Genomic DNA, 25,499 nt, shown 5'->3' on the forward strand with positions numbered 1-25,499 from the left:
TTACTTCGCTTCTATTTTGAAGGCGCGGGGCTGTGGATTTTTGGTTTGCGGACCAAACCAGACATCATAAATTTTGGCTGCCTGCCCGGTTGACTCGAGCTTTAATAGCTCGTCGTTCACGGCCTTCAACAGCGCAGGTTCACCTTTTTTCACACCCACACCAATTTCTTCTTTGCTCAACAGGTCGGGCAAAATTTTGAAATCTGCTTTATCCGGCGCACCGCCTAACAACCCTGCCAGAATGGTGCTGTCCTGGGTGATCGCCTGGACATTACCATTACGCAGTGCGGTTAATGCCAGCGGAATATCGTCATAGGCCAGCACACGTGATTGTGGAAAACGCTGATGCAACGCCTGCTCACCTGTCGTCCCTTTCACCGCACCGATACGGGCCTTACTGTAGTCATCAAGCTTATCCGGCGATTTTGCCGGAACGAGGAATTGCTGTCCGGTAACGAAGTAAGGGGCGGAAAAATCGATAACCTGTGCACGCTCAGGTGTAATCGTGATATCCGCTACGATTAAATCGGCCTTACCGGACTGCAATAACGGTATACGGTTAGCCGGATTGGTGGCGACCAGTTCCAGTTTAACGCCAAGTGATTTAGCCAGCGCTTCAGCGAAATCAACGTCGTAGCCGACAATTTTATGTGTTTTTGCATCAATAGAGCCGAACGGTGGATTGGCGTCAAAGGTGGCGATTTTTACCACGCCTGCGGCTTTGATATCGGCCAGTTGATCGGCCTGAGCGTATGACGCGGCAATGCCTGACGCCAGCAGGATACTGAGTGCCAGCCATGTTTTTTTTGTGCTGTGAATCGTCGTTGCCATCATTTTCTTTGAATCCCTGTTGTTTTGGTTTGTGCTTTTTACGCTCCCATAACTTGCGGCGGTGACCAAATAAGAAAAAATTCTTATCTATATACAAAATGGTATTAGTGAAAAGGGTGTTAATTGCGGGTGAAAATAATGAAAAACTGAAATGCAAAATAGCGCACAACGTTGGCAAAAATTCGCATTTCATTTTTTACGCATTCTGCGCTGGAATAAGTTGAGCCCAACAGACAGCGGAGGCGGAGAAGATGAACGGGGTTAAATATCTTTGGTTGCGTATAAAGAATCGACATCCACAGACTCCACAACATAGTGCGGAACGAAATCTTCAGCGTGTTGTGGAGTCTGTTCTTCCTGCCGCCAGCCTGTATGGGGTGGATATCGCCAACATTGATCCGGAGTGGTTCCGTGATAAAACAACACGCTGAACTTCGCCTGACGCGCGAAATGTACTGGAATGAAGTGTGCAAAATGAGCAGAAATACTACTGAATCTCCATTCTGACCTGTAACATACATCAAAACAGGTCTGGATTGGGAACAAGCATGCTGCGTGATAATTTTAACGATCTCTATTATCTCATTGTCGTTGCCCGTGAACGCAGTTTTACCCGCGCCGCAGCGAAGTTAGGGGTCTCGCAGTCAGCATTAAGCCATGCCATTCGCGGGCTTGAGGAGCGACTGGATGTCAGATTGCTGACCCGTACCACGCGAAGCGTCGCGCCAACCGAAGCCGGAGAACGGCTTATCAACAGTATCAGTCCGCGTTTCGATGACATTGAGTCGGAGCTACTGGCATTAACCGATATTCGCCAGCGCGTGGCGGGGAATATCCGTCTGACGCTCGGGGAACATGCGTTGCAATCGACCGTCTGGCCTGCACTACAGCCGTTTTTGCAGGCGTATCCTGATGTAAATGTGGAAATGACCATCGACAACAGCCTGACGGATATCGTGACGGGACGCTATGATGCCGGTATCAGGCTTGGCGAGCAGGTGGCCAAAGATATGGTTGCTGTCAGGATTGGTCCCGACTGGCGCATGGTTGTGGTGGGATCCCCCGCCTATTTTGCCCGCCATGGCAAACCGCAAACCCCGCATGATTTACAGAATCATAACTGTATCAATATGCGCATGCCGACCCTGGGCGGGCTGTATGCCTGGGAGTTTGCCAAAAATGGGCAGGATCTCCGCGTGCGGGTAGAAGGGCAGCTTATTTTTAACAATCTTCCACCGCGTATCAGTGCGGCGATTTCGGGCATGGGCCTGGCATTTGTACCGGAAGACACCGTCGAGCAGGCGGTAGCAGAGGGAGCGCTGGAAAAAGTGCTGGAAGACTGGTGTGAACCTTTTCCCGGTTATTACCTGTACTATCCCAGCCGTAGACAACATACCGCAGCCTTTGCACAGCTGATTGAGGCGTTGCGTTATACGGCGTGAAGCGCAGGCTGACTATAAAAAAACCGGCATTGAGCCGGTTCAGAAATTAGATTTTGCAGGCATCGCCGCAGTCGTTATCAGCAATCATTTCCTGCGCTTTTTTGTCCGCATCTTCCAGACGTTCAGCATTACGCTCTTGCGCTTCTTCCAGCCCATCAAAGACCAGATTATCGAGATCAATTTCCATCATTCACCTGCCAGGTTCAGCGTTTAACATCATTCCATTATATTGCAAAAATGTTGCTGAACAGCAGCGATTATTGCTACTAAGCACGTTCTTATACCAGGTCAGCGTATTTTTCCGGCAGCGTATCCCACAGATGGCGGTTCGCTTCCAGCAGCAGACGGTGCTGCTCAACGGCGTGCGCGTTTTCCCGTGCCCCGCGCGACATCAGCGTCCAGGCCTCCAACGCTGAAAACCTCTCGTCACTCACTCGTTATGTTAATTAAATGTTATTAAATCGAGTCGAGCCCTTGTTTATTCAGGAACGTGATGTGCGATTTGTTTTAACAAATATGCGACAAAATCACTATACATATAACTTAATATCTTTTATACATTAATTGTTCAACCCTGCGACTATTCCACAAAAGAGAAAGCAATATGGAACAGACACCTGATAAGAAAAACGATAATTTTCAAAAAGATGGCAAAGAACAGTTCAACCGCTCGATCGGGCTTATTTCAAATTTTGCGTTGGGTTTTACCTACCTGTCACCGCTCACCGCTGTTTATTCGCTGTTCGCGTTGGCAGTGACGCTGGCGGGACCACCCGCGGTGTGGTGGATTTTAATCGTCGCGTGTGGGCAGTTGTTAGTCGCCCTGGTGTTTGGTGAGGTTGCGTCTCAATATCCGATCACCGGGGGGCTGTATCCCTGGGCGAGAAGGTTGTGGGGTAAGAAATATGCGTGGATCGCCGCCTGGATCTACCTGTGGGCGCTGGTGGTGACGATTACCTCGATCGCGGAATATACATCAACATTTGTTGAATCACTCTTTCATTATGGCCAGACACCCGCCACCATGCTGGTGACCTCCGTCTTGCTGCTGCTTTTGATGATGGCCGTCAATATGTCCGGGACCAGGAATCTGGCCAGGGTCGCCAAAATTGGTTTCTGGTGTGAAATCGTCAGCGTGATTGCGCTGGGTATTTACCTGCTGATTTTCCACCGTTCACAGCCTTTCTCCGTCATCTTTGATTCGATGGGGGTACTGGCACATGACGGAAGTTATTCCACCGCCTTTATGTCTGCCGCGCTGATGGGCCTGTTTATGTTCTTTGGCTTCGAGGCGTGCGGTAACGTTGCAGAGGAAGTGCAAAATCCAAGCAAAAAAATTCCGGTAGCCATGATTTTAAGTATCGTGTTTGGCGCGATCTCCGCCATTATCTCCGTCATGGGCTATTTGCTGGCGTCACCGAACCTGGTGAGTATCGTGAATGGCAAAACCGCCGATCCGATCCCGGCAATCCTCAATGAAGCACTGGGGGAAACCGGTGCGACGGTCTTTATCGTTGTCGCTATTATCGCGATGCTGTCGTGCATTCTGTCTCTGCAAGCGGCGTTAAGTCGTCTTATCTTTTCTTTCTCCCGCGACAGAATGCTGCCGGGCAGCGAGTGGATGGCCAAAATTTCCAAAAATGGTGTCCCGGATAATGCCATGGTCGTCAGCTGCGTGTTGCCGGTTATCATTTGTGTCTGGGTCTATTTCCAGCCAGATAACTTATCGCGTATCACCGCATTTGCTGTGATCGGTATTTATATTTCATTCCAGATGGTGGTACTGGCTGCGCTGCGTCAACGTCTGAAAGGCTGGAAACCCGCCGGAGAGTGGACGATTGGTGGTTGGGGCGTGATTGTAAACGTGCTGGCATTAGCTTACGGCCTGTGTGGGATCTGGTTACTGGCGCAGCCAGCTGACAGCAGTGATTTCATCGACCGTTGGACAGTACTGTTTGGTCTGGCGATTGTGGTAGGTTCAGGATTGATCTACATGTTCCTTACCCGACCTTTTGGCCGCTCGGCTGCACCGGAAAACGATGCTATTGCCTATGCCACGAAGCTCAATATAGGGCAGGATAACTAAAACTAAGGGCCTTCGGGCCCTTAATTTCGAACGCTTTGCGCGCCGGATACAACGCTGGCATCCTTATCCGGTAACGCTCAGCCTTGAATGGACTATTTCTGGTAGTGATAAAGGATAAAGTAGTCGCTTTGATACACCACCGTGCTGTGGGCTGGTGACAATAATTCACCGACGCGAAAGCGCGGCCAACTGGAAAAGATGATCCGGTTTTCCAGATTGGTCAGAATGACATAATCAGGGTGAGGGCAGGAGAGCAGTTCGGCTTCTATCTGACTGACCAGCAGATCGACGGCGGCGACGCCGAGGAACTGATCATGATAGTAAACCGGAACCGCTGAGGTTAGGGTATAGGAGATGTTACAGATATAGTCGACATACGGGCCATGGATGTACGCTTCACCTGCCGGAGGCGAATGCTTAAACCACTCAAAGGTTCTGAAATCCAGCCGCTGTTGCGTCGCCTGATCCAAATCCAGATGTGCCTGACTCAATCCATTATCTTTCTTATACCACCATTCCAGCAGCCAATATTCTTTGGTGGTTTCTGTACTCTCAATATGGCTGGCGAAACCTGCGCCCGAACAGTAGTGATTGTTGTTCAGTGTGCTCTTGATGTGTTGCTGAACCGTTGATCTGACAGCGGGGTCGAGGACAACTTCGGCGGAGCCTTTTTGCACGCCGGCAATGGCCTCGTGAATGCTCCTCGCCAGCGCAACGGTAGACTCTACGGTAGAGGCGGTAATATCATCAATTTTACGGATTAATGCGCTTAAGGATGTCGAAGAGCTCATGGTCTGTCCTGCCTTCACTGATTGTCAGTTCGAGTTATATTTCAGCTTTTTTTCAATAAGGTAGTAGGTAAACGTATCGATGATCTGCGTGGCGTACTGGACCGACCCGGTCTCGTTATGGGCGGCTAGCGCGTCGGCCAGCGCCGAATAAAGCGCGATAATTTCCGCATGAATATTGTCGGCGCGATAGAGTATTGCCACCAGTGATGCCCACTCGGCCTGGACCTGAAGCTCCTGGTTGGCTAGCCGTGCTGAATGAGAGCTGGCCGCAATTGCCAGCAAACAACGCATATCGGCCTGAGTCATCAGTTCCGGTGAGTCGGCTTTCCTCAGCACGTCTACAAACTCGCGAAATTTGGCAATATCCGCCGCGGTCATGCGTCTGGAGGCTAACCTGGCGCTGTGGCTGATAATGGCGCAATGCATTTCGCCTAAATCCGAAAGGTAATCGGTACTGATCGATTTAAACGGATGCAGGGCGCTATTTTTGCCATCAATATTCTCGCAAACGAAGCTCCCGCCATTACGGCCACGAACCGTATGGATAAGATTATTAGCCCGAAGCGTGTTGAGCGCTTCTCTGATAGTAATATGTGAGACACCCATCATTTTTGCCAAATCGGTTTCATTGGGCAGCTGTTCTTTTGGCTCCAGCAACCCGGTAATAATGGCATTTGACAGGCGCTGCACTATCTGGTCTGAACGACTGACTTGCCCGATAGGCGCAAATATGACCGCATGAGTAATCATAATCTTTTCTGCACTCAATTCCCTGAAACAACGACCATTTTTAACACATGCCCGCGGGGCACGAAAGGTCAGAATGGCCGCGTTATTTTACATGCCCACGCGCAACATCGCTGCACAGGCGGATGTGTGTCCCGATAGCGTCAAAGCGCACTGCACGCTGACGATGAAAAACCTTACTCTGAAAATGTAAAATTTAAGTTAAAAGTGCGAGGTTTATCATAGTGTCAATGTTGCGCATTTGAAAAATTTTTACAATATATATATTACATAAGCTTCTTTATGTATTAATTGGCGGGAGACAGGCATGAGAACCCTGAAGCATTTTATAAATGGGCAATATGTAGCGGGTAACACAGAAGACACGTTTGAGCTGGTGAGTCCGGTTGACGGTGAAACGTACGCGTTATCGCCTAATGCCGGTGCGACTGAGGTGGATCTTGCCTACTCGGCGGCCGCGGCGGCATTTAACATTTGGAAAAAATCGACACCAGCCCAGCGGCAAAAAGCACTGCTGCAACTGGCGGATGAGATAGAAAAAAATGTTGAACGACTGGTCAACGCGCAAAGCCAGGAAACCGGTCAATTGCGTCATTTTATCGAAAAAGAAGAGATCGCAGCCTCGTGCGATGCGATCCGTTTTTTTGCCGGCGCAGCGCGTTGTCTGGAAGGGAAGGCCGCCGGAGAATATTCCGCCGGGTTCACCTCAACGATTCGTCGTGAGCCGTTGGGCATTGTGGGACAAGTCACACCGTGGAACTACCCGTTTATGATGGCGGTGTGGAAGATTGCACCGGCGCTGGCCGCAGGCAATACGGTAGTTTTAAAACCGAGCGATACCACCCCGGTGAGTACGCTGCTCCTGGCTGAACTGGCGGCACCCTTATTTCCGCGCGGGGCGTTTAACGTTGTGTTGGGCAAGGCCAGTACTGGCTCACTGGTGGTTTCTAACCCGACGGCTTCATTGGTGTCGATTACCGGTTCGGTACGCGCTGGTCTGCAGGTTGCGGCATCAGCAGCAGCTAACCTGACAAAGGCCCATCTTGAACTGGGTGGCAAAGCACCCGCCGTCGTGTTTGCTGATGCCGATATGGACAAGGCGATTACTGCCATCACTACCGCAGGATTTTTCAATGGCGGACAGGATTGTACTGCCGCCACGCGCATCCTGGTGGAAGATTCTGTCTATGCGACGTTCCTGGAAAAACTGATCCAAAAAACGAAAAGTATCAAGTTTGGTCCTCCGCAGGATCAGGAGGCGTTATATGGCGCGCTGAATAGCAAAAACCAGCTTGAGCAGGTGAAGGGGTTTATTGAGCGTTTACCTGCACATGCGAAAATTGAAACCGGTGGTCATGCGGGGCCTGGGCCGGGTTTCTACTTTGAGCCGACGATAATTTCCGGCCTGCATCAACACGATGAAGCCATTCAACACGAAGTGTTTGGCCCGGTAATGACCATTCAGTCGTTTTCTGGTGATGAAGACGCGTTGCGCAAGGCGAATGATGTGGAATATGGCCTGGCCGCGAGCGTCTGGACCTGCAATCACAGTCGCGCGCAGCGTTTCAGTATTGATCTCGATTTCGGCACAGTATGGATTAACAGTCATATTCCTCTGTGCGCCGAAATGCCGCACGGTGGATTCAAAAAATCCGGCTATGGAAAAGATCTCTCCTCTTATTCGCTCGATGAGTATACCCGGGTGAAGCATATCATGTGTGATATTTCCGAATAACAGGTAATACGATGAAAACATTAAAAATAGCCGCACTTTCATTGGTGATGTTCTCAGGATTCAGTCTGGCAGAAAGCTCACCGCTGAACACGGTTAAAGCATATATGGCAGCATGGAATGCGCATAATGCGCCGCTGGCTGCCCAGTACCTGGCGGACGATGCCGTTTATTACGATGCCGCCGCAGGAGAGCCGGTAACCGGCCGGAAAAAAGCTGAAAAAGACGTGATTGGTGCATTTATTAAGGCGGTCCCGGATCTGACCTGGAAAATGGTCGGTAAACCTGTCGCGGATGAAGATACTGTGGCATTTCGTTGGGAATTCTCGGGTAAAAATAGCGGCGAATGGGCGGGAAGTCCGCCGACAAATAATCCGATCAAATTTGAAGGTGTCAGCTATATTCATGTTAAGGCAGGAAAAATCACCTGGCAGGGTGATTATTATGACGCTAAAAAACTGGATGAAGAGCTGAAGCCAGTGAAGTAGTCGGCGGTATCCTCCTTGTATCTGCGAGGGGGAACCTCTCATTTGTAGTGTTTTTTAGGACAATGTGTCAGTGGCAAAAGGACAAAGTTAATGGCAATTACCCGACGTGATTTTCTCAACGGCGTGGCGGTGACTATCGCTGCGGGACTGACCCCTCTGGATCTGGTCAGAGCGGCAGGAAAGGGGCACGAATTTATTGATGGAAGTTATTATCCGCCTGCGTTAACGGGGCTACGCGGTAACCATCCGGGTTCGTTTGAAATGGCCCATGCGTTAGGCCGTGAACATAAGCACTTTGATTTAAGCGCTCTGCCCATCGAGGAAGAGTACGATCTGGTGATTGTGGGCGGCGGTATCAGCGGACTGGCCGCGGGTTGTTTCTGGCATGAACTGGTCGGAAAAAACAGCAAGGTGCTGATCCTCGATAACCATGATGATTTTGGTGGTCACGCCAAACGCAACGAATTCACCTCCGCAGGCAAAAAACTTATCGGATATGGCGGGAGTGAAGCCTTTCAGTCACCCGCGCATAATTTCAGCCCCGAAGTGAATAAGCTGATGGAAACCGTCGGCGTGAGCGTCACGCGGTTGAAAAAGAGTTTTGACGTTAATTTCTACCCCGACTGGCAGCTAAGTCGTGGCGTCTTCTTCGATAAAAAGAATTTTGGTGAGACGAAAATAGTCAGCGGCGATCCGGGGCGTGCGGTATCCGATGATATTCCGCCGGATCGGCTCAATGGCCGTAATATCGAAGACTTTATCAATGACTTCCCCTTGAGTGAGGAAGATCGTAAAGCCCTGATCGATTTGCATGTGCGTCCGGCTGATTATCTTCCTGGGATGACGGTTGATGAGAAAACAGAATGGCTGGATACCCACAGCTATAGTGAGTTTCTTTCCACCAGGGTTGGTTTAAGCAAAATGGCGCTGCTCTATTTCCAGCAGCGTTCCAACGATTTCTTTGCCATCGGTATTGAAGGCATTTCCGGTAGTGATGCTCGTGCGTGCGCATTGCCGGGAATGGAAGCGTTAGGGCTGCCGCCGCTGGACGGTGAATCGCTTGCCGACCTCGAAGAGCCATATGTCTATCATTTCCCGGATGGCAATGCGGGTCTGGCACGGTTGCTGGTCAGACACATGCTGCCGGACGCGCTGCCTGGCAATACCATGGAAGATTCTGTCCTCGCCAGACTGGATTATGAAAAGCTCGACTTGCCGGAAAACACCACGCGTTTACGCCTGAACAGCACGGTGATTAATGCGGCGAACGTGGAGGGTGGCGTTGCCGTCACCTGGCTACGCGATGGCAAAATGCATCGCGTGCGCGGTAAGAATGCCATCATGGCGGGCTATAACATGATGATCCCATATCTGGTACCGGAAACACCAGAGCAGCAGCAGGCCGATCTCAAACTGAACGTGAAGGCGCCGCTGGTGTACACCAATGTGGTGGTCAAAAACTGGCAAGCGTTTAAGCAACTGGGGGTTCATGAGTTTTATTCACCGGCCGCGCCTTACAGCCGAATCAAGCTCGACTATCCGGTCAGTATCGGCGGATATCAACACCCGGCCTCGCCGGACGAGCCAATGGTGATTCATATGGTCTATGTGCCCACGTATCCTGGCAGTAATCTGTCCGCGAGGGAGCAGTTCCGTTTGGGGCGTGCTTATCTGCTGGGGACCACGTTTGCCGCACATGAAGAGATGATCCGTTCTCAGTTGCAGGAAATGTTTGGCTCAACCGGTTTTGACAACCAACGGGATATTGCGGCCATTACCGTTAACCGCTGGGCGCATGGTTATGCGTATTACGCTAATTCACTGTTCGATGATATGGAAAAAATGCCGGAGATTATTGAGCGGGCGCGTAAACCTATCGGACGTATTGCCATCGCTAACTCTGATGCTGACTGGAGCGCTTATGCTCATGCTGCGATCGATCAGGCATGGCGCGCGGTTAATGAACTCAAGGATATGGGGTGATCTATGCGTAATGCAACCGTTCTAATCGCCTGCCTGTTTACCGCTTCTGTCTCTGCCGCTGAATCTAACGGTGAGTACATCGCGAGGATCTCTGACTGCGTGGCATGCCATACCGCGGAAGGCGGCGCGGCGATGGCGGGAGGCAAGAGGTTCCCCACGCCGGTTGGTGATATCTATTCGACGAATATTACCCCGGATAAGACGCACGGTATCGGCAACTATTCTTACGACGATTTTGAGAAGGCCGTGCGCCAGGGGATTGCTAAAGACGGTCATCCGCTGTACCCGGCGATGCCTTATCCTTCTTACTCGAAACTGTCCGACGCAGATGTTCAGGCGCTGTATAGCTATTTCATGCATGATGTTAAGCCGTCAGCAGAACCCAATAAAGAGAATGCTATTCCCTGGCTGATTTCGGCCCGCTGGCCGCTGCATATCTGGAATTGGTTGTTTACCGATGCGCCGACTGCCGCTGTTGAAGGCAACAAAGCGGATGATACGGCAGCGCGGGTAAAACGGGGGGCTTATCTGGTTGAAGGTCCGGGTCACTGCGGGTCATGCCACACTCCGAGAGGGATGGCGATGAACGAAAAAGCCTATACCAATGCCGATGCTGAGTACCTGAGCGGGGCGATGATCGACGGCTGGTATGCGCCATCGCTGCGGGGAACCGGGATGTCTGAGCAGGCGTTAACGTCATTGCTGCTGACGGGGAAAAGCAAACATGCTGCGGTATCGGGATCGATGTCTGAAGTCGTCAGCCAGAGCACACAGTACCTGACGGACGAAGATGCCACGGCGATTGCGCTGTATCTGTTGAGCCTGAAAAGCACGAAGACGGAACCGACGCGTACGAAAGCCGCTACGGCCTCCTGGTCGAATTCCCCTGAAGCGGGTAAAGTGACCTACAACCGCTACTGCTCGACCTGTCATGGTCTGGAAGGGAAAGGGACCGATGATAATGCACCTTCGCTTATTCACAACCCGTTAGTGATGGTAGACGACCCAACGCCGTTGTTCAGGGTGATTGCCCACGGCGCAGAAACACCGACGACGCGGGGGAATGTCTCCTTTAAGATGCCAGCCTATGGCGGGTTGTTCAGCGACAGCGAAATGCGCGATGTGATCAATTACGTGCGTAAAAGCTGGGGTGAAGGTAATGGTGAGGTAAGCCAGGAAGATCTGTCCGGGATTAAAAAAGCCTCACATTAATCTGTGCAATGATGCCGGATGGCGCTGCGCTTATCCGGCCTACAAAAAGCGTAATTCGTAGGCCGGATAAGGTGCTTACTCGGTGTTTATCCTGATAATATCCGCCAGTCGGGTAAACGCCGCAGCCATCTCATGTTCTTCAATACTGGCAAAGCCCAGCAGCAGACCGCTGCGTTTTTCTTCTTTCACGTAGTACCGCGAAAGTGGGCGAACCAGAAGACCTTGTGCGTTGGCCTGTTGGGCAATTGCGCTATCATCAGTACCCGCAGGTAGCTGTAAAATCAGATGTAGTCCGGCGTTGCTGCTGTAAGGTCCCAGATAATCCTCACCAAGCTGGCTGATGATGAGCTCTACCAACGTATGGCGTCGGCGGCTATATAACTGGCGCATTTTACGGATGTGCGCCGCATAGTAACCCTCACGAATAAACTCAGCCAGCGCCGCCTGAATCAGGAGATGCCCACCACGATAGAGATCGTTATGTACCTTCATCAGTGGGGCGGCAAGCGGTTTGGGTATCACAACGTACCCGAGCCGCAGTGCCGGATAGAGGGTCTTGCTGAAGGTGCCGATATAGATAACCGGAGCATCTTCTTCCAGTCCCTGCAATGACGGGATGGGTTGGCCGGAAAAACGAAACTCGCTGTCGTAGTCATCTTCCACAATCCAGCTGTGCGTTTCACGTGCCTGATAGAGTAGCTGCCGTCGTCGACCAAGGCTCATTACCGGGCCAAGCGGATATTGATGTGACGGTGTCACAAAAATAAGTTTCGGCGCCGGTTCGACGCAAGCAGGCGCAAGCATGCCTTGTTCATCAACCGGGATGGCCGAAAAGTTGACGGCATTGATGCGCAGAATGTTTTTTATTCCCCAGTAACCGGGTTCTTCAATCCACGTATTATCGCCAGGATTACACAACGAGCGGGTTACCAGATCCAACGCCTGGTGAATGCCCTCGGTAATCAATATTTGATCTGGCGTACAGCGCACGCCGCGTGCGGTGCGCAGATAGTCCGCCAGCGCTTCTTTCAGTTCAATCAAACCACCAGTGGCATCGTAGGTGAGAAACTCCGGGCGTAGCCGCCTTGCCAGCCGATCCTGAATCTTTTTCAGTGTGCGATGCGGGAAAGAATGCACGTCCGGTACACCAGGAATAAAAGCTCCCCACTGGCGAGGGCTGGCGCTGGCATGCCCAAGCAGTTCAAGGCTACGGACGGACAAACTGGTGTGGTCTTCACGTGTCGCAGGTGAAACCGGAGGTTTATTAGGGGCCAGACCGAGATTGTCCAGCACGCTGTCGGTCACAAATGTACCGCTGCTGGTGCGCGCGGAGATATAGCCTTCGGCCTGCAACTGCTCGTAAACCCGCAGGACAGTATTCCGTGATAACGCCAGCTCACTCGCCAGGTCGCGTGAAGGTGGCATGCGGGTAGCGGGTTTCAGGCTCCCCTCAAGGATGCAGCTACAGATGGCGGCATACAGGCGACGATGCAGCTTCTCGTCAGTCTGCTGGCTAAATGCATGCTTGATCACATCTCCGGCAAGTGAACGCATTTGGATCCTTAAAATAAAACGATTTGGCTCTCGATTAAAGTACCAGATGGCGTCTAAATTTAAAGGGTAATTCAACCAATTGTGTTTATGGACAAGGTGTAGAGAATGAACAATAAAAACCTGCAACAACGTCGTCTGGATGCCACCCCACGTGGCGTAGGTGTGATGTGTGATTTTTATGCCCAGTCGGCTGAAAACAGCACGATTACCGATATTGAAGGCAATCAGTATATTGATTTCGCCGCCGGGATTGCCGTGCTGAACACCGGGCACCGCCATCCGCGTCTGGTGCAGGCCGTTGAGGCGCAACTGCAAGCCTTTACCCATACGGCTTATCAGATTGTTCCCTACGAAAGTTATGTATCGCTGGCGGAGAAAATCAACGCGGTGGCGCCAATTGACGGTAAGCGTAAAACGACATTCTTTACCACCGGGGCTGAGGCCGTGGAAAATGCGGTTAAAATTGCCCGCGCTCACACCGGTCGCCCTGGCGTTATCGCCTTTGGCGGTGGTTTCCATGGGCGGACATACATGACGATGGCGTTAACCGGCAAAGTGGCGCCATACAAAAAAGGCTTCGGTCCGTTCCCGGGGTCCGTTTACCATGCGCCATATCCTTCTGCGCTACAGGGGGTTTCAACTGCAGACTCGATTAAAGCGATAGAACGTTTGTTTAAAGCGGATATCGATCCGAGCCAGGTCGCTGCGATTATCTTCGAACCCGTCCAGGGGGAAGGCGGCTTTGTTGTCGCTCCGGCGGAGTTTGTCGCGGCAATTCGCCGTATCTGCGATGAGCATGGTATCGTGATGATTGCCGATGAGGTGCAAAGTGGTTTTGCCCGTACCGGGGAGCTGTTTGCGATGGATCACTATGCTGATAAAGCAGACCTGATGACCATGGCAAAAAGCCTTGCGGGTGGGATGCCGTTGTCGGGTGTCGTAGGCAAAGCCGATATTATGGATGCGCCCGCGCCGGGTGGACTGGGGGGGACTTACGCCGGGAACCCGCTATCGATTGCGGCAGCTCATGCGGTACTGGATATTATCCGTGATGAAAAGCTGTGCCAGCGTGCGGCAGCGCTTGGCGAGCAACTGCGTGCTGTGCTGACCGATGCGCGTGCAGTATGTCCTGAACTTGCCGAAGTGCGGGGATTAGGCTCGATGATTGCCGCTGAATTCTGCGATGCGGCCACGGGTGAACCCAGCGCCACCGCCGCGCAGCGCGTGCAGAAAAAAGCGCTTGAGCAGGGGCTGCTGCTGTTAACCTGCGGCCAGTATGGCAACGTGATCCGCTTCCTTTACCCACTGACTATCCCGCAGGATCAGTTTGCAAAAGCGTTAGAGATAATCAAAACGTCGATGAAGTAATCTCGTTCAGTACAGATCGTGTGTAAAGCCGACAGTAGCCATTACCGTCGGCTTTTTTGTTGTAACCATTTCGCCAATCCTCTCTCGTTATATATTTACATATATATCGATTAAGCCTATTCTATTCATCATACAAATATAATAAACGTGCCCCGCAAGAGAAGGCGCTTGTGTTATCGACCGCCAGTCTTTCTATCTAACGAATTGAATCAACAAATGTTAAATTGCAAAATCACCCCAATTGCCTCCGGGTTGCTGACTTTTTCTTGTCTTGCCGCCTCCCTGTCGGCCCATGCTGATGACACCATTACCGTTACTGCTTCCGCGCCTGCTCAATCTTCGTTTCCCGAGCAGGAGCCCGCGGCAGCTGAAAAAAAGGCGACGATCGGTAGCCTGGGCCAGCGAGAGTTAATTGATGTTCCGTGGTCGGTACAAACACTGTCGAAAAAAGTGATTGATCAGCAACAAATCAAAGATGTTAAGGATGTTTATCGCTACATACCGTCCGTTCAGGGAGAGGGGGTTCGACCACAAACCCGTGGCATGCAAGGGAGCGTGGTGCAAAACCATATGATTGATGGGCTGAATGCCGTTTCCACCACCGAATATCCGACAGAGCAGTTCCAGAATATAGACGTGCTGAGTGGTATCGCGGGTTCACTGTACGGGCCAGCCAACCCGGCGGGGATGTTTAATCTGGTCTCGAAACGCCCTCTGGATACGCCACTGCATCGGGTTACCGTAGGGCAAGGTACAGGGTCAGGAACGCTGGCATCAATGGATTTCAGCGGGCCTGTCGACGCGGGAGACAGAGTGAAGTACCGCCTCAACCTGATGAATGATGAAGGGCACAGTTACACCACCGATAGTCATGTTCGTCGGCAGTACGCGGGATTGGGCCTGGATTTTCAACTGACCGATAAAACCGTGCTGGAGAGTAATTTCAGCTATTACCATTATTATGAAAAAGGCATGCCAGGCAGCTTTGCGCTGGCAAAAGGCGTGCAGTTTCCTTCGGCATTCGATCCGACGAACAGTAAATATGGCCAGTCATATGCAGGTCATGATGATGAAACGACCACTGCGGACATGCACATCAAGCATGATTTTGACGGTAACTGGATGCTGGATCTGGGGGCCTTACACCAGGTTGCTGACCGTGAATCGACGGCAGTAACCAACACCCTGACGGATAATCGGGGTCACTACACCACCACGACCTCGAATTCAGCGGCCAGTCGCTTTACGATCAACAGCTATTTAGCGAACCTGACCGGCAGCATTGATTCCGGCTGGTTGACGCAGGATATCGCGACCGGAATGCGCGGATTTGTATGGAAAAACTATAACCCGAGAAATGGGGGAACCTTTACGCTGGGGCATTCTTCACTTGATCAACATCCCGACTATCCGCGCCCGCCTTATCCTGACTTTACTAATCGCTATCATTCGGCGACCACTACGCAGCATGCATTTCTGTTAAGCGATACGCTGCATTTCACTCCGCAATGGAGTTTGTTGCTGTCTGGCAGCGAAAACTTGTTTACCGTCAGCAACTATAACAAATCCGGTCATGAAACCAGTCGCCAAAAGGATAACGGCATGAGCGGCTCCGCCAGCCTGATGTATAAACCGGTTGAGAACGTCACGCTGTACACCACCTGGGCTGACAGTTTGCAGCAGGGCGATACCGCACCTGCCGGGGCCAGCAATGCAGGACATGTGCTGGATCCGTACCGCAGCCATCAGGTGGAGGTGGGGGCAAAATATGCGCCCGTCAAAGATCTGCTGCTCACCGCGGCGCTATTTGAAGCAAAACGTCCCTTTGCTTATACCAACGACAACGGCGAATTTGCTCAGGACGGTACGCAGAAAAACCGTGGGCTGGAACTGATGGCTGATGGGCATATCACGGAAAATTTACGGGTGTTAGGGGGAGCCGCCTGGTTGGACCCCATGCTGCACAATACTGCCGCCAGTAATGCAGATGGTAAGCAGGTTGTCGGCTTGCCACGCTTTACCTCGAATGTGCTGGCAGTCTATAGCATTGAACAGGTTCAGGGACTGGATGTGGATGCCAACGTGCATTACGTCGGACGTCGGGCTACCGATAACGCGAATGATACCTGGGTAGGCAGTTATACCACGGTGGATATTGGTAGCCGTTATGCCACCAGACTGTGGAACACACCCACAACTTTCCGGTTTGATATCACTAACCTGACTGACCGCCGCTACTGGACCAACATTGTCCCCGGCGCGTTGACGGGTTATACGGGGGCCGGGGCGGCCAGTGCGCAACTTGGCGCCCCACGTCAGGCGCAGATTTCCGTTCAGGTTGATTTTTAAGGATTGCTGATGAAAACGTGCCACACATGGTTGCTCTGTGTGTGGCTGGCGTTTCCCGCCCTGGCCACGCGTCAGGTTGTGGATGATGCCGGTCACACTGTAACCGTCCCCACACAAGTTCAACGTATTGCGGATAGCTGGTTTGCCCATCACTCGGTGTTGATGACGCTGGGGGCGGGACGTCAGATTGTCGCCACCGTCAACCATCCACAGAGCCAGCCGTGGATGTTCAAAATAAACCCATCGCTGAATCAGGCCTTACAAATTCACGGGACGTCATTCAATAGCGAGGCCCTGCTGGCTCTGCATACCGATGTTCTGTTTGTCGCAAAGGGCAAGGGGGATGCGCAGAGTTACAACCAGGCGGGTATCCCGACGCTGGAAATGGCATTTACTGATTATCCTTCGATGGAAAAGTCAGTCACGACCACGGCGGACGTGTTAGGCACGGATCAGGCTCGCGCCAGGGCGGTGGCATATAATCAATTTTTAACCCGCACTATTGCGGATGTTCGCGCGAAAACGGCGACATTAGCGGAAAATCGGCGCCCGCGGGTTCTGCACATTCAGTCGCTGAACCCACTGAAAGTCGACGGTAGAAACACGTTGATTGATACCTGGATTGCGCTCTCTGGTGGGCGGAACGTCGCCGGGGAAGTGGACGGTAACATGAAAGAAGTCTCACCCGAGCGGGTGCTGTATTGGCAGCCGGAGGTGATTATTCTCGGGGCGGGATGTGGCGATATTGCCAGTTCACCTTATGCAGCGTTGTTCAAAGAGCTTAACGCGGTGAAACAGGGCAAAGTCTGGCGCAATCCGGCGGGCGTCTTCCCCTGGGATCGCTATGGAACCGAAAGCGCGTTGCAGTTGCAGTGGGCCGCGTCAAAGCTGCATCCAGCACTGTTTGGCGGCCTGGATATGGTTAACGTAACCCGCGATTTTTACCGCCAGTTTTTTGATTATTCGCTTAGCGAGGCGCAGGCGAAGCGGATTTTAGCCGGGCTACCCCCACAGGGGTAAAGCGGGAAGCGCTGACGGGCAAATGCAGGCCAGTTCAGGGTTACACGCTGTATTTGCCGTGACGAACCGCGTGGCGGTATACCGTGTCTGGCGATAATGGGTTGCCAGCTATCACGTTATATAATTTAATGCATATCGAATTTTTCCCAGTCCAGATGGTATCTATGTTAACTCTTCGCTCTTTTGTGCTGGTTTGCGCCAGCATGTTTTTTGCCTTTTCCGCACAGGCGGATCGCACTATCACCGATCAGCTTGGGCGACAGGTTACAATCCCTGACCATGTCGATAAGGTGGTTGTGCTGCAACACCAGACGCTGAATATTCTGGTGCAACTGGATGCTGCGCAGGATATCGTCGGCGTGATGTCGAGCTGGAAAAAACAGCTTGGGCCTGAGTTTGCCCGGTTTATGCCGACAATAACTACGCTGCCTACGCCTGGCGATCTCACCAGCGTGAATATCGAAAGTTTGCTGGCGATTCATCCGCAGGTAGTGTTTGTCGCCAACTATGCGCCCGCTGAGATGATCCAGCAGATTCAGAATGCCGGTATCCCGGTGGTGGCTATCTCGTTACGTCAGGATATTGCCGGGCAACAGAATAAAATGAACCCGACGATGGCTGATGAAGAGCAGGTCTACAACGAAGGCTTAAAGCAGGGGATCCGCCTGATTGCGGATGTGGTCGGGCGTAAAACGCAGGCGGAAACGCTGATCAATTACGTCTTTACGGCGCGAGCAAAATTCAATGCGCCAGTTGCGGCCATCCCGGAAGCGCAAAAGGTTCGCATTTATATGGCTAACCCTGACCTTATGACCTACGGTTCCGGGAAATACACTGGCCTGATGATGCAACATGCGGGTGGGTTAAATGTGGCGGCGGCCAGCGTGAAAGGCGCGCGTCAGGTGGCGCTTGAGCAGGTGCTGGCGTGGAACCCGCAGGTGATTTTTGTTCAGGACCGATATCCGCAGGTGGTCAAAGAGATCCAAAACGATCCTAACTGGCAGGGAATTGACGCGGTGAAAAATCATCGTGTCTGGCTGATGCCTGAATATGCCAAAGCCTGGGGTTATCCGATGCCGGAAGCATTGGCAATAGGTGAGTTGTGGATGGCCAAAAAACTTTACCCGGATGCCTATAAAAATGTCGATGTGGATGCGCAGGCGCAGGATTACTATCAACGTTTTTATCGTGTGAACTGGCAGTCAGATGCTGCTAAGTAAACGGGATTTCCCCTTGCAATCATTACTGATAGCAGGGGTGTTGGTGCTGGGGGTCAGTTCGCTGTGTCTTGGACAATATCCGCTGTCACTTCGTGAAGTGTTTTATCAACTCACCCATTTTGGCGATGCGCAGGGTATTGCCAGTCAGGTGATATGGACAGTCAGACTACCGCGTATTCTGATGGCGTTGCTGGCGGGGGGCGCGCTGGGATTGTGCGGCGCTACCTTGCAAGGGGTGTTTCACAACCCATTGGTCGACCCGCACATCATAGGCGTAACCTCGGGGGCGGCCTTCGGCGGGACGCTGGCGATTCTGCTGGGTCTTGAGCCGTGGCTGATGATGGGGTCAACCTTCTTCTTCGGTCTGGCAGCGCTCATTCTGGTATATGCCATTGCGGCCTTACAAGGGCTGGAAAATACGCTGGTGCTGATCTTATCTGGCATTATTTTAAGTGGTTTTTTTGCCGCGCTGGTGAGCCTGATTCAATACCAGGCCGATACGGAAGAAACCTTGCCGAACATCGTATTCTGGCTGCTGGGCAGTTTTGCCACGGCTAACTGGCATAAAGTCCTGCTGCTGGCGATCCCGGTATCCATTGCGGCGACGATGTTGTACCAGTTGCGCTGGCGGATAAATCTGTTATCGCTCAATGATAAAGATGCTAAAGCGCTGGGCGTGGCGGTGGTTCCGCTGCGGCGTAGCGTGCTGGTGTGCTGCGCGTTTTTAGTTGCCGCTCAGGTGGCGGTCAGTGGCAGCATTGCCTGGGTTGGGCTGGTTATTCCCCATCTTGCGCGGTTGCTGGTGGGGGTTGATCATCGTCGCTTGCTCCCGTGTGCTTTTTGGATGGGAGGTGGTTTTATGATTGCGGTCGATGATATCGCCCGCACTCTGATGCATGCGGAAATACCGCTTGGGATCATCACCGCGTTGCTCGGCGCACCGCTGTTTGCCTTCTTGCTCATTCGTACCAGTCGTCGGGGGAAACAATGACATCTATTGCGCTCAGCGTGAATCAGCTTAGCTATGGCTATCGCTCTCCACTGTTTGACCCCCTCACTTTTCAGTGTCAGAAAGGCCAGATCTGGGCGATGCTTGGGCGAAACGGTCTGGGTAAGAGCACGCTGCTGGATACGCTCACGGGCACGCGACCCGCGCTGGGCGGGAGTATTGATGTTCATGGGGGGATAGGCATTGTGGCCCAGCATTGCCATCTGCCGTTTCCCTATACGGTGAGCGACGTGGTGTTGATGGGGCGGGCGCAGCACGTAAAATTGTTTGCTCAGCCCAGCCGCCAGGATCAACAACGGGCGGAGCAGGCGCTGGAACAGCTAAACATTGCGCATCTCGCCGCCACATCGTTTAGCTCACTTTCTGGCGGTCAGCAGCAACTGGTGATGATTGCCCGTGCTCTGGTTACAGAATGCCAGACGCTGTTGCTTGATGAGCCATGTTCAGCGCTGGATCTTGCCAATCAGCAGGTCGTGCTGCAGCTCATCAGCGATTTAGCACACCGGCAGGGGTGTAGCGTGCTTTTCTCGACGCACGATCCGTTGCACGCCTTACAGATTGCAACTCATACGCTGCTGTTGCTTCCTGAGGGAAAATGGCTGGCAGGGCCGACGGACGGCGTGGTGACAGAAGATAATCTGTTCCAGGCCTATGGCTTGCCATTGCGAAAATTCAGTGTGGAAAACTATCAGACACCGTTTATTGCGCCGCTGTTTGCTATCCACCGCTAACAGGCAAGAAACCGGCGGCGGTCAGCAACGCCTGACCGTCGTGGGCAAGCATAAATTTAACCAGTCTCATCACCTCTTCAGAAGCATCGAGCACCGCCAGTTGGTATTCACACAAGATGTTCTGTTCCGCAGGAATAGCAACGTAGCGAACATCGGACGGTGAACCGAGTGCTTTTGCATAATGTGCGTAACCAATAAACAGATCGGCCAACCCCTGGCGAAGAAGCCAACTGCTTGCCAATTCTCCTGGCGGGATGCTGAGCGTATCGCGGCCACCAACCAGTGGCAGGGCGCGTGCACGAAGCTGTCGTCCAAGTCCCGGTTCCAGTGCATCCATGTTATCGAAAAATGTCCAGGTATAATCACCGGAAGGGTCGCAGCCCGGTGTGGATGTGCCAATACGCAGCACCGGGTCGCGTAGTAAATCCAGCCATTCACCGCGCCGGTTGGTAACCAGGCCCAGTTGATTCCAGCACAGTGTATGTGTGGAAACGGCCCGGTGTGTGTCCAGTAGTCGTTGCGGATGTGCCCGATTTGCACTGGCGAATAGAGCACACGGTTCCCCGGCTTCAATACGCTCGCGCAGCAAACCTGCCGGGCCATAGCCAACGTTGACCTCAATGCCGCTAAGGCGGGTGAACTGATTGAGTAGTGGGGTAAATGCCAGTCGTAAACTTCCCGCAGCAAGGAGGGTGATTGAAGAGGGCATGATATCTGATCTCTGGGCTATGGCAGTTATGCGAAGAAGATGAATGATACGCCCTGCACAAGGGACTTTGAAGGCATCTGATGATGCCATTTCGCTTACATCATTTGATGTTGTAGTCACTTTCAAAGGGTTATTTGATCCAGCGTGCGGTGGGATGCTGACGCTGTCTTTTTTTGTTCTATGCTTTGACCGTAATGAAAGATCCTGAACGGAAGAGGGCATGCGTGCAGGGGGAAGACAAATGACAATCTTGTGTAAGACCTGCGGAACGTCCTATGACGATACGCATGGGGCTATAACGCATTGCAAAATCTGCGAAGATGAGCGCCAGTATGTTCCCGTTACCGGACAATCATGGATCGATCCAGCCGCGCTTCACGCGACGCATACGAATAAATGGCTGCAGCATGAGCGTTCGCTACTGAGTATTCAGACCGTGCCACGGTTTGCCATTAACCAACGGGCATTTTTGCTACGCACCCCGCTGGGGAATGTGCTCTGGGATTGTATTGCGAATCTGGACCCGGCCACGCAGACGCTCATCACCGCGCTGGGTGGGTTGAGTGCCATTGCCATTTCGCATCCTCACTACTACTCCACGATGCAGGATTGGGCGGCAGCATTCGATGCACCAATCTATCTGCATGCCGACGATCGCCAGTGGATTATGCGTGACAGTCCCTCTATTCGGCTATGGGAAGGCGATGTGCATAAAGTGCTTCCTACCGTGACGTTGTTACGCCTGGGCGGACATTTTGCGGGGGGGAGTATTATGCATATTGATGATGGGGAGGGGATAATCCTTGTGGGCGATATTTTGCAGGTCACTCCCGGTGCGGATGCTGTGTCGTTTATGTGGAGCTACCCCAATATGCTGCCATTGCCGGCAAGCGCGGTTATCCACATTATGCACGCGTTGCAGGATGTCAGATTCGACCGACTCTATGGCGCGTTTGAAGGTCAGGATATTAAATCCAACGCCAGACAGATTGTGGTGCGATCGGTGCAGAAGTATCTTGCTTGTCTGCGCAAAGAATAGAATGGGTTTCAGGAGAACGTTTGAGAATTTAGCACCAAATCAAAGGGATATGATTTGGTGCGTCCGAGTGGACTCGAACCACCGACCCCCACCATGTCAAGGTGGTGCTCTAACCAACTGAGCTACGGACGCAAATGGTGCGTTCAATTGGACTCGAACCAACGACCCCCACCATGTCAAGGTGGTGCTCTAACCAACTGAGCTATGAACGCAACGTTGTAGGTGACAACGGGGACGAATATTAGCGGCACAGACCGAATGAGGCAAGAGGGAATTAGCATTTTTCTGCATGTTTTCACGCGATTGCAGAGTAATTAAGCAAGTTGACTATATTTTGTTGATTTTGCAGCGTGTTTTTTATTCAGACAGCGAACTGGAGCATACCATGTTCGGTTTGAATGACAGGGGCGCTCAGACTTTACGCGCTGTAAGGATAGTAGTTTCTATTTTCTCTGGGGTAGTGAAAGGGGTAAAACGCTTGAGCGGCTTGCTGTCACGCCTATCGGGAAGCCCACACTGTAGTTGATGTGACAGGCTTCGCTGCGTACGCGACAGTGGATTGGACAGAAAACTGATTCAAGAGGCGATGAACTTTTGCGAAGAACAGAAATTCTCTGCGGTTCAGTTATGGACATTCCATAATTTATATTAACCAACCTGACGAGCGTTCCATTCGTCGCGCGTGATTTCCCAAAGTTCAGAATCCAGCAAACCGCTGACATACTCTTTCTTTTCCGTCTTGATAAGCCGCATGCCGCTACTGTCTGAAATACGTTTGGAACGGATATTGAGAGATGCTTTCGGCGCACGCAATACCGTCTTATTTAACGTATTAAACCAGTAATCCGTAGCGATATTACTGGCCTCACGCATAAAACCCTGACCCTGATATTCCGGATCTAACCAAAATCCACGGTTATTATCCTCAACGTCATAAAGGCAAATTAAACCTATGAGAGCGTCAGGGGCCTCACGGAGTCTGATAGTCCAGATCCACGCAATCCCTTTTTCCATATCAGGCAGGGCAACGTTATTGACGTAATTCTCCGCACCGTTATCAGGATAGGGCCAGGGTACTGAGGAAACCATATAGCGAACTATCTCCCAGCGTGGATAAAGCAACTGAATCTGCGAGGCATCTTCGGCTTCTAATGGTTTTAACAGCAAGCGTTCCGTATGGAGTTTTGGTATTTTCATATGCGCTTTTCCTACAAGAGCAAAATAAGAGAATCAATGTGGGGAGGATTTTGAAAAAATATTAATAACCAGAACCCCAGCACAAATAAGAAGCATGCCTGCGATCGCCGGAAAATCAAGTTTTTGCCCACTTACCAACCAGCTCAAAAGGCTGATTAATACGATTCCAGCACCTGACCAAATTGCGTACGCAATACCCGTTGGAATGGTCGACAGAGTCTGGGAGAGAAGATAAAAGGCTGTGCAGTAGCACACAATAGTTGCTACCGATGGCCATAGGCGTGTGAATCCGTCAGAGAACTTCATCAGGGTTGTACCTATGACTTCAGCTACAATAGCTCCTGCAAGGAAAATGTATGAATTCAAGATCTGATCCCATGTGACAATCTAAAGCAAATATCGTATCACAAAGGGTTGGGTGAGTTTGAACGCAGCCCAAACTACTACTGAAATGTCCGTTTCATGGCATCTGGCGAAGCACCGCAAGTTCCGCTTTGAGCGAGGTGCGGACGTGGTAGAAATTAAAATAGCGCAAGTAAGTCATGCTCATAGAAAAAAGAGGGAGCAGCATTCACGGTTCCCTCTTTTTTCGTGTAGTGATTAATAATCACCACGATATTGATTATTTTACGACGCTGACCGCATGAAGAATTACACTTGCCACGGCATCTGGCTGAGAAATATGTGGGGCATGACTGGTGTTCAGGGTAGTCACCGTCGCGTGAATTTTCTTCGCCATCGCTTTCTGTAAGTCAGTGTCGAGCATATGATCCTGTTCGCTGACAATATACCAGGAAGGTTTATTTTCCCATGCCGCGTCTTTCACTTTTTCGCCAAATACTGCGCCGTTAGTTGGGCCCTGAGTGGCGTAGATAAGTCTCGCTTGTTCCGCAGTAACATCCTGCGCCAGGTGCTGAGAAACGCCTTCAAAAGTGAGCTTCAGATAACCCGCATCATCAGCATCAATATGGCTGAAACCTGATGGCGTAGGATAATCTTTTGTTAAATCACCGACAGACTCTCCGGCCGATGGTGCAAAAGCGGCAACATAAACCAGTGCTTTGACGTTCTCATTTTTTGCACCGGCCTCTGTAATGACTGCTCCACCATAGGAATGGCCGACCAGCACAACAGGACCTTTTACTCGTGCCAGTGCGCGACGTGTTGTGGCGGTATCTTCAGCAAAGGAGGTGAGTGGGTTTTGTACGGCAACGACATTAAGCCCTTTAGCCTCAAGCAAAGGAATGACCTTATTCCAGCTTGAACCATCTGAAAATGCACCATGCACAAGCACAATTTTATGAAAGAGCGAAAAATATTCTGGCTGAAATGGAAGAAGCGGAAGCCGTGATTGCTGAAACCCGTGCGATCCCCCGTGGTAATCTCAGGATCAGCGCTCCCATTACCTTTGGCAGTCAGCTGCTGGCCTCAAAACTGCCGGAATATCTCAAACAAAATCCCGAAGTCTCGCTCGAACTCTGTCTGTCGAATCGCACTGTCGATCTGTTTGAAGAGCGCTTTGATGCCGTTTTTCGTACGGGAGAACTGGCGGACAGCCAGCTACTGGCAAGAGCGCTTGCTCCCTATCAGATGGTTATTTGTGCTGCACCGGCTTATCTTGAAGAGGCTGGAACGCCCTCTGTGCCGCAGGATTTGACGCGGCACCAGTGCCTGATCTTTACCCATACATCAATGCGGACGGAATGGAAATTTGAAGGCCCTGGCGGACAAGTCTCGGTACCTGTAACCGGCAGGTTTAAAACGGACAACAGCGAAGCCCTGCTTGCTGCCGCCCTCTCAGGGCTGGGAATCATTATGCAACCGCTTCCGCTGATGAGCGCGGACATCGCCGCCGGGCGGCTGGTGCGGGTTCTGCCCGATTATGAACTGCCCGGTCGGCCCGTCCATGTGCTTTATGCCCAGGACAGAAGAATGACTCCACGATTACGAAGTTTTATCGATTTCTGCATCACCCATTTTGGCTCTTAGAT

General features: G+C 51.8%; 24 protein-coding genes, 2 tRNA genes and 1 pseudogene. 15 read left to right on the top strand and 12 right to left on the bottom strand.

Going from position 1 to position 25,499, the window contains the following annotated elements; genetic code table 11:
• A complete protein-coding gene (locus tag AL515_RS11715; protein ID WP_061067816.1) occupies positions 1 to 834 on the bottom strand; it encodes an ABC transporter substrate-binding protein in 834 nt (277 codons plus the stop codon).
• Positions 835 to 1,082: 248 nt separating this feature from the next.
• On the opposite strand from AL515_RS11715, the gene AL515_RS11720 reads away from it, so the two are divergent.
• The gene (locus tag AL515_RS11720; RefSeq protein WP_071887336.1) at positions 1,083 to 1,262 is read left to right on the top strand and encodes a hypothetical protein; all 180 of its coding nucleotides are present in this window, start codon (positions 1,083 to 1,085) and stop codon (positions 1,260 to 1,262) included.
• 117 nt (positions 1,263 to 1,379) lie between these two features.
• On the top strand, positions 1,380 to 2,273 hold the full coding sequence (locus AL515_RS11725) for a LysR family transcriptional regulator (protein ID WP_048211818.1): 894 nt from the start codon (positions 1,380 to 1,382) through the stop codon (positions 2,271 to 2,273).
• A 46-nt stretch (positions 2,274 to 2,319) separates the two neighbouring features.
• Here AL515_RS11725 and AL515_RS11730 read toward each other — a convergent pair whose 3' ends face one another.
• Entirely contained in the window at positions 2,320 to 2,460 is a 141-nt protein-coding gene (locus tag AL515_RS11730; protein ID WP_086523654.1) for a hypothetical protein, read from the bottom strand.
• A 417-nt stretch (positions 2,461 to 2,877) separates the two neighbouring features.
• Here AL515_RS11730 and AL515_RS11740 point away from each other — a divergent pair, with 417 nt between their 5' ends.
• On the top strand, positions 2,878 to 4,359 hold the full coding sequence (locus AL515_RS11740; protein WP_048211817.1) for an APC family permease: 1,482 nt from the start codon (positions 2,878 to 2,880) through the stop codon (positions 4,357 to 4,359).
• Between the two features lie 92 nt (positions 4,360 to 4,451).
• On the opposite strand, the gene AL515_RS11745 is transcribed toward AL515_RS11740, so the two are convergent.
• Positions 4,452 to 5,150 (bottom strand): cache domain-containing protein, encoded by a 699-nt coding sequence (locus AL515_RS11745; protein WP_048211816.1) that lies wholly within the window; start codon positions 5,148 to 5,150, stop codon positions 4,452 to 4,454.
• A gap of 24 nt (positions 5,151 to 5,174) precedes the next feature.
• Positions 5,175 to 5,900 carry a FadR/GntR family transcriptional regulator gene (locus AL515_RS11750; RefSeq protein ID WP_040233767.1) on the bottom strand — a complete coding sequence of 242 codons (726 nt, stop codon included), beginning with the start codon at positions 5,898 to 5,900 and terminating at the stop codon, positions 5,175 to 5,177.
• A 304-nt stretch (positions 5,901 to 6,204) separates the two neighbouring features.
• Here AL515_RS11750 and AL515_RS11755 point away from each other — a divergent pair, with 304 nt between their 5' ends.
• From AL515_RS11755 to AL515_RS11770, 4 genes are all read left to right on the top strand, one after another.
• Positions 6,205 to 7,632, top strand: a complete 1,428-nt coding sequence (locus AL515_RS11755; RefSeq protein WP_061067817.1) for a gamma-aminobutyraldehyde dehydrogenase — start codon at positions 6,205 to 6,207, stop codon at positions 7,630 to 7,632.
• A gap of 11 nt (positions 7,633 to 7,643) precedes the next feature.
• Entirely contained in the window at positions 7,644 to 8,117 is a 474-nt protein-coding gene (locus tag AL515_RS11760; RefSeq protein WP_053065222.1) for an ester cyclase, read from the top strand.
• Between the two features lie 90 nt (positions 8,118 to 8,207).
• Positions 8,208 to 10,100, top strand: coding sequence for an NAD(P)-binding protein (locus tag AL515_RS11765; protein WP_061067818.1), 1,893 nt, complete (start codon positions 8,208 to 8,210; stop codon positions 10,098 to 10,100).
• 3 nt (positions 10,101 to 10,103) lie between these two features.
• On the top strand, positions 10,104 to 11,312 hold the full coding sequence (locus tag AL515_RS11770) for a cytochrome c (RefSeq protein WP_061067819.1): 1,209 nt from the start codon (positions 10,104 to 10,106) through the stop codon (positions 11,310 to 11,312).
• Positions 11,313 to 11,387: 75 nt separating this feature from the next.
• Here the strand turns inward: AL515_RS11770 and pdxR are convergent, their stop codons facing one another.
• Entirely contained in the window at positions 11,388 to 12,866 is a 1,479-nt protein-coding gene (pdxR, locus tag AL515_RS11775; protein WP_048211812.1) for a MocR-like pyridoxine biosynthesis transcription factor PdxR, read from the bottom strand.
• Positions 12,867 to 12,971: 105 nt separating this feature from the next.
• Between pdxR and puuE the strand changes: the two genes are divergently transcribed.
• The 6 genes from puuE to AL515_RS11805 all read left to right on the top strand — a co-directional run bounded on the left by puuE (position 12,972) and on the right by AL515_RS11805 (position 20,563).
• Entirely contained in the window at positions 12,972 to 14,234 is a 1,263-nt protein-coding gene (gene puuE / locus AL515_RS11780; RefSeq protein WP_048211811.1) for a 4-aminobutyrate transaminase, read from the top strand.
• A gap of 216 nt (positions 14,235 to 14,450) precedes the next feature.
• On the top strand, positions 14,451 to 16,583 hold the full coding sequence (locus AL515_RS11785; protein WP_105242169.1) for a TonB-dependent receptor: 2,133 nt from the start codon (positions 14,451 to 14,453) through the stop codon (positions 16,581 to 16,583).
• 9 nt (positions 16,584 to 16,592) lie between these two features.
• Entirely contained in the window at positions 16,593 to 17,603 is a 1,011-nt protein-coding gene (locus AL515_RS11790; protein ID WP_061067820.1) for an ABC transporter substrate-binding protein, read from the top strand.
• Positions 17,604 to 17,767: 164 nt separating this feature from the next.
• Positions 17,768 to 18,823, top strand: a complete 1,056-nt coding sequence (locus tag AL515_RS11795; RefSeq protein ID WP_048211808.1) for an ABC transporter substrate-binding protein — start codon at positions 17,768 to 17,770, stop codon at positions 18,821 to 18,823.
• Positions 18,810 to 19,814: a FecCD family ABC transporter permease gene (locus AL515_RS11800; protein ID WP_048211807.1), complete on the top strand. Its 1,005-nt coding sequence runs from the start codon at positions 18,810 to 18,812 to the stop codon at positions 19,812 to 19,814. Before AL515_RS11795 ends, AL515_RS11800 begins: the two co-directional genes overlap by 14 nt.
• On the top strand, positions 19,811 to 20,563 hold the full coding sequence (locus tag AL515_RS11805) for an ABC transporter ATP-binding protein (RefSeq protein ID WP_061067821.1): 753 nt from the start codon (positions 19,811 to 19,813) through the stop codon (positions 20,561 to 20,563). The genes AL515_RS11800 and AL515_RS11805 overlap by 4 nt, the downstream gene beginning before the upstream one ends.
• Here AL515_RS11805 and AL515_RS11810 read toward each other — a convergent pair.
• Positions 20,550 to 21,272: a substrate-binding domain-containing protein gene (locus AL515_RS11810; protein WP_061067822.1), complete on the bottom strand. Its 723-nt coding sequence runs from the start codon at positions 21,270 to 21,272 to the stop codon at positions 20,550 to 20,552. The two genes, AL515_RS11805 and AL515_RS11810, sit on opposite strands and share 14 nt — an antisense overlap.
• A gap of 241 nt (positions 21,273 to 21,513) precedes the next feature.
• On the opposite strand from AL515_RS11810, the gene AL515_RS11815 reads away from it, so the two are divergent.
• Positions 21,514 to 22,311, top strand: a complete 798-nt coding sequence (locus tag AL515_RS11815; protein WP_061067823.1) for a hypothetical protein — start codon at positions 21,514 to 21,516, stop codon at positions 22,309 to 22,311.
• A gap of 55 nt (positions 22,312 to 22,366) precedes the next feature.
• On the opposite strand, the gene AL515_RS11820 is transcribed toward AL515_RS11815, so the two are convergent.
• The 6 genes and pseudogenes from AL515_RS11820 to AL515_RS11850 all read right to left on the bottom strand — a co-directional run bounded on the left by AL515_RS11820 (position 22,367) and on the right by AL515_RS11850 (position 24,748).
• Positions 22,367 to 22,443, bottom strand: a tRNA-Val gene (locus AL515_RS11820).
• Between the two features lie 3 nt (positions 22,444 to 22,446).
• A tRNA-Val gene (locus AL515_RS11825) sits at positions 22,447 to 22,523 on the bottom strand.
• Positions 22,524 to 22,722: 199 nt separating this feature from the next.
• Positions 22,723 to 22,809 (bottom strand): annotated as a pseudogene (locus AL515_RS23805) (glutathione peroxidase); the annotation flags it as partial.
• 150 nt (positions 22,810 to 22,959) lie between these two features.
• Positions 22,960 to 23,508 carry a GNAT family N-acetyltransferase gene (locus AL515_RS11840; protein WP_061067824.1) on the bottom strand — a complete coding sequence of 183 codons (549 nt, stop codon included), beginning with the start codon at positions 23,506 to 23,508 and terminating at the stop codon, positions 22,960 to 22,962.
• A gap of 33 nt (positions 23,509 to 23,541) precedes the next feature.
• Complete coding sequence (locus AL515_RS11845) at positions 23,542 to 23,874, bottom strand: EmrE family multidrug efflux SMR transporter (RefSeq protein WP_071887338.1); 333 nt, start codon at positions 23,872 to 23,874, stop codon at positions 23,542 to 23,544.
• A gap of 256 nt (positions 23,875 to 24,130) precedes the next feature.
• A complete protein-coding gene (locus AL515_RS11850) occupies positions 24,131 to 24,748 on the bottom strand; it encodes an alpha/beta hydrolase (RefSeq protein WP_061067825.1) in 618 nt (205 codons plus the stop codon).
• Positions 24,749 to 24,768: 20 nt separating this feature from the next.
• Between AL515_RS11850 and AL515_RS11855 the strand changes: the two genes are divergently transcribed.
• On the top strand, positions 24,769 to 25,497 hold the full coding sequence (locus tag AL515_RS11855; RefSeq protein ID WP_219351471.1) for a LysR substrate-binding domain-containing protein: 729 nt from the start codon (positions 24,769 to 24,771) through the stop codon (positions 25,495 to 25,497).
• Positions 25,498 to 25,499: the final 2 nt, after the last annotated feature.

It is taken from the genome of Citrobacter sp. FDAARGOS_156, assembly GCF_001559235.2.
Lineage (GTDB): Bacteria > Pseudomonadota > Gammaproteobacteria > Enterobacterales > Enterobacteriaceae > Citrobacter > Citrobacter youngae.